At 68.8% G+C, this 5575-nt stretch carries 1 protein-coding gene; it reads right to left on the reverse strand.

Annotated features, from left to right (window positions below; all coding sequences use genetic code 11):
• Positions 1-5572, reverse strand: a 5572-nt coding sequence (locus KRR26_RS32410; RefSeq protein ID WP_217081705.1) for a non-ribosomal peptide synthetase, incomplete at its 3' end; no start/stop codon positions are given.
• Positions 5573-5575 lie beyond the last annotated feature (3 nt).

Raw genomic sequence — 5575 nt, forward strand, 5'->3', positions numbered from 1 at the left:
CTTCCCCCTCCTCCATCCGGTGGCACGCCGTGAATGTCGTCCCCTCCGTCGGCCCGTACCCATTCACCAGCACCCCCTCCGCCACCCTCTCCCTCACCCTCCCCACCGGCAGCACGTCTCCTCCGGCAAGCACCTGCCTCACCTTCTTCAGCGCCTCCCCCTGCCTCCCCTGCATCTGCTCGAAGAGCGCCGCCGTCAGCCACAGCGTCGTCACCCCCTTCTCTTCCAGCGCCCTCCCCAACTCCTCCAGCGTCGGCGTCCCCGCCGGGTACACCTCCAGCCTCCCCCCGTGCAGCAGCGCCCCCCACACCTCCAACGTCGACGCGTCGAATGTCAGCGGCGCCAACTGCAGCACCACCTCTCCCTCCCCAAACCGCGCGTACTCCACCCCCTTCACCAACCTCGTCACGGCTCGCTGCGGGACTCCCACTCCCTTCGGCTTCCCTGTCGAGCCTGACGTGAAGAGCACGTACGCCAGGTTCTCTCCGCTCACTTCCACTTCAATGTTTGTCTTTGCTCGCTTCTCAATCTCACCCCTGTCCCCGTCCACCAGCACCACCACCTCGCCTCCCTCCGCCACCTCCTCCGCCAACTTCTCCTGCGCCACCAACAGCGCCACCCCCGCCTCTCTCCTCATCCACCCCAACCGCTCCATCGGGTAGCTCGCGTCCAGCGGGACGTATGCTCCTCCCGCCTTCACAATCCCCAGCACCCCCACCACCATCTCCACCGAGCGCTCCACGCACAGCCCCACCCTCACTTCCGCGCCCACTCCCATCCCTCTCAAGTGGTGCGCAAGCTGGTTCGCTCGCTCGTTCAACTCCCTGTACGTCAGCTCTTCTCCCCCGCACGCCACCGCCACCGCATCGGGCCTTCTCGCCGCCACCTCTTCGAACTGCCGCCCCAGGCTCACCTCTCCCGGGTACTCCACTCTCTTCCCGCTCCACTCCTCCACCACGCGCCGCCGCTCCTCCTCCCCCATCAGCGGCAATTCCCTCACCTTCTCTTCAGGGCGCGCCACCGCCGCTTCCACCAGCACTCGCAGGTGCCCCAGCAGCCCTTCCACCGTCTCCGCGTCGAACAAGTCACTGTTGTAGTTGGCCACCACGGCCACTCGTTCCGGCAGCTCCTCCACCAGCAGCGACATCTCGAACTTCGACGTGCGCTCCTCCGCCGCCATCCCTGTGAGGGTGAGATCGCGGAGTGTGATCTCCGAGACCGGAGTGTTCTGGAGCGTGAGCGACACCTGGAACAGGGGACTGCGACTCAGGTCTCGCTCGGGCTGGAGTTCCTCCACCAGCTTCTCGAAGGACACGTCCTGATGTGCGTAGGCCCCGAGCGTCACCTCTCGCACTTGCGCCAACAGCTCTCGGAACGTCATGTCCCGTGACATCCGAGCCCGCAGCACCAGCGTGTTCACGAAGAAGCCGATCAGCCCCTCCGTCTCCGCGTGCGTCCGCCCCGCGATCGGCGAGCCCACGCTCACGTCCCCCTGCCCCGTGTAGCGCGAGAGCAGCGCTTGATACGCAGCCAGGAGCACCATGAACACCGTGGCGCCCTCGCGACGTCCCACCCCCTCCATCTCCCGCCACAGCGACTTCGGCCACGCGACGTGGATGTTCGCGCCTCGGAATGTCTGCGCCGCCGGGCGTGGGCGGTCCGTCGGCAGCTCCACGCCGCTCGGCGCTCCCTTCAACTGCTGGCGCCAGTACTCCAGCTGCGACTCCAGCACCTCACCCTTCAGCCATGCACGCTGCCACAGCGCATGGTCCGCATACTGGATTGGCAATTCCGGCAACATCGGCGGCCGGCCTTCGACGCGGGCCGCGTAGAGCGCGGACACCTCACGCACGAGGATGCCCATGGACCAGTAGTCCGAGACGATGTGGTGCATCACCAGCACCAACACGTGCTCTTGCTCCGACAGCCGCAGGATCGTCGTGCGCAGCAGCGGTCCCGCTTCGAGATCGAACGGGCGCTGCATCTCTTCCTCGACGCGACGCTTCGCTGCATCACGGCGCTCGGGTTCGGGCAGCGCGCTCAGGTCCTCGCGATGGAGCGACGGCTCGACTTCTTCCGAGATGTGCTGTCGTGGCAGCCCCTCCACCACTCGGAACGTGGTGCGCAGGGATTCGTGACGCGCGATCAGGTCCCGGAAGCTCTGCTCCAGGACATCGACCTCCAGCGTTCCCGTCAGCCGAACAGGAGCCCAGAGGGTGTACGACGTATTGCTCGGATCCAGTTGGGCCAGGAACCACAGCCGTTGCTGGGCGAAGGACAGCGGCGTCTCGCTCCCCCGCGTCCTGCGCCCGAGTGGCGGAGCGGGCACGCCAGCGGTCGCCACCACACGCGAGATGCGCTCCGCGATGGCCGCCACGGTGGGCGACTCGAAGATGTCCCGCAGCGGCAGTTCGATACGGAACGCCTCACGGACCCGCGCGACGAGCTGCATGGCCAGCAGCGAGTGCCCACCGGCTTCAAAGAAGTTGTCGTGGAGACCCACCGCCTCGACTCGCAACACATCGGCCCAGACCCCCGCGAGGATCTGCTCCGTCGGCGTGCGAGGCGCCGCGCGAACCTCGCGACGCTCGGAGCTCGCTGCCTCGGGCGACGGCAGCGCGTGACGATCCACCTTGCCATTGGGCAACAGCGGCAAGCGCTCCAGCACCACCACGGCCTGCGGCACCAGGAAGCGCGCCAGCCGAGTCTCCAGTTCGGCGCGAACCTGACGGCCCTCCAGCGAGTGCCCGGGCCGAGGCACGACATAGGCCACGAGCCGGCGATCCCCCGGGACATCCTCTCGAACGAGGATCAGCGCCTCGCGTACACCAGGATGCGCGAGCACGCCGGCCTCGACCTCCCCCAACTCGACGCGATGGCCTCGGACCTTCACCTGCGCATCGGCTCGCCCCAGGTACTCCAGGCCTCCAGCTCGGCGCCACCGAGCGCGGTCCCCCGTGCGGTAGAAGCGCTCACCCTCACCCCACGGTGACGGGACGAAGCGCTCCGCCGTCAGGTCAGGGCGCCCCAGGTAGCCACGCGCCACGCCTTCGCCCCCGACGAACAGCTCGCCCACCACGCCAACGGGCACAGGCTCCAGCGCGGCATCGAGCACGTAGACGCGGACGTTCGCGAGCGGCCGGCCAATCTCCACCTCGCGGCCCGGCGCATCCTCGGACGCGGCCAGGTCGACGGAGGTCGCGACCGCGGTGACCTCCGTGAGGCCGTACGTGTTCAACAGCGGAATCGTGCTGCCCACGTGCCGACGCCACTGCGAGACGCGCTCTGGCATCGCGCGCTCTCCGCCAATCACCACCCACCGCAGGCCCGAGGGGAGCCGAGCCTTTCCCTCCACCAGACGCGCGGTCACCTCATGCCAGAACGCCGTCGGCAGGTTGAGCTGACGAATCCCTGCCGCGGCGCACTTCTCCAGGAAGGACTCCGGGACGTCGAGCATCTCCGGGGTCCGCAGAACGAGCGTCCCGCCTTGTGTCAGGCAGGGATACAGCTCCTCGGCGCTCGTGTCCCAGCTGATGGATGCGAACTGGAGCACGCGGTCGCCCGGCGCCACGGGAAAGGCGCGCCACGCCGCGCACGTGAAGTTCACCAGCGAGCGGTGTTGAACGACGACGCCCTTGGGCCGCCCCGTCGAGCCGGAGGTATAGAGGACATAGGCCGCCGCCTCGCCGGGCACCTGCGCCCCCAGCGGACTCGACTCCACCGACGCATCGAGGGCCTGACGCGCATCCACCCAGCGAGCGGGAACAGTCCCCAAGCGCTCACGGAGCGCCGCGCTGCCGACGATGATGCTCGCGCCGCTGTCCTCCAGCATGAAGGCGAGCCGCTCCGCTGGATACTCCGGATCCAACGGGACGTAGGTGCCTCCAGCCTTCAAGATGCCAAGCAGCGCCGTCACCAGTTCGATGGAGCGCTCGACGTGGACCGCGACGCGCGTCTCCAACCCGACGCCGAGCGCCCGCAGTCCACGCGCCACGCGGTTCGCTCGCGCGTCCAGTTCGCGATACGTCACGAACTCGGCTCCCGCCATCACGGCCAGCGCGTCTGGTGTGCGAGACACCTGCGCCTCGATGAGGGCGTGGATGCTGTCGGGTCCCGAATGGGGGCGTCGCTCGCCGTTCCACTCCACCAGCAAGCGCTGTCTCTCCATCTCGGAGAGCAGCGGGAGGCGCTCCACGGCGCGCTCCGGCGAGGACACCGCGCCCTCCAGCAGCACCTCCAGGTGCGACAACATCGCGTCCAGCGTGGCGCTGTCGTAGAGGTCCGCGTTGTAGGTCGCGCTGAGCGCGATGCCCGTGGGACCGCGCGCCATCATCAAGGTCAGGTCCAGCTCGGTGCTCGTCGCATCCGCATCGAGCGTGCGAACCCCGAGCCCAGGCACCGCGCGGGTGCTGGGCAGCGCGTCGAGTTGACCGAACAGCACTTGAAAGAGGGGCGCGCGCGTCAGGTCGCGCTCCACGCCCAGCGCCTTGAGCAGCGGCTCGAAGGGGACATGTGGATGCGCGAACGCCTCCACCGTCCCGAGGCGCGCACGTCGCAGCAGCTCGCGGAAGTGAGGGCGGTCGGAGAGATCGCCGCGCAGGACGAGCGGCTCGAAGAAGAGGCCGATCAACCGCTCTGTCTCCACGCGGTCGCGGTTCGCGTAGGGCGCGCCCAGGAGGACGTCCCGCTGTCCCGAGTAGCGAGACAACAGGGCCTGGAGTCCCGCCAACACCACCATGAAGAGCGTTGCCCCCTCCTCACGCGCCAGTGACTCCAGGCACTCCGTCAACCGAACGGAGAGCAAGGCCTTGCGCTGTCCCGCCGCCCCCGTGGCGGAGCGTCGCGGGCGATCCGTGGGCAACTCCAGCGCATGAGGCGCGCCGGCCAGCCGCCGCCGCCAGAACTCCAAGTGAGCGTCCAGCGCTTCACCTCGGAGGCGGCCCCGCTGCCACACCGCGTAGTCCGGATATTGGAGGGGAAGCTCCGGCAGGGGCGAAGGCTGTCCGCGTGTGAAGGCGCCGTAGAGCGCGACCAGCTCATGGGTGAGCACGCCCATGGACCAGCCATCGGAGATGATGTGGTGCATCACCACGCGCAGGACGTGGCGCTCCGAGGAGAGCCGCAGCAGCGCGGCGCGAATGAGCGGCCCGGCCTCCAGCCGGAACGGCGTGCGCATCTCCTGCTCGATGCTCCGCGCGACCTCCGCGTCGCGGGCCTCGGGCGCGAGGTGCGTGAGGTCCACCACGTCCAGCGCGAGGGACAGCTGCGACTCGACGAGCTGCACGGGTGCGCCGCTCGCCTCGCCGAAGCGGGTGCGCAGCGCATCGTGACGCCGGACGACTTCCTGGAAGGCGCGTCCCAGCGCGGAGGCATCCAGGGCCCCCGACAGCTCCACGACCAGCGGCAGGTTGTAGGCCGGGAGCCCGGGCGCGAGCTGCTCCAGGAACCACATGCGTTGCTGGGAGAACGTCAGCGGCAGCGCTGGGCGAGGCTTCTTCTCCAGCCGCCTGGCCAACAGCGCGAGCTTCTCCTCACGCGTCAGCGTGGGCTTCTTCTCGGTCTCGGTCCCCATGGT

This window comes from Citreicoccus inhibens (assembly GCF_019039035.1).
Classification (GTDB): domain Bacteria; phylum Myxococcota; class Myxococcia; order Myxococcales; family Myxococcaceae; genus Citreicoccus; species Citreicoccus inhibens.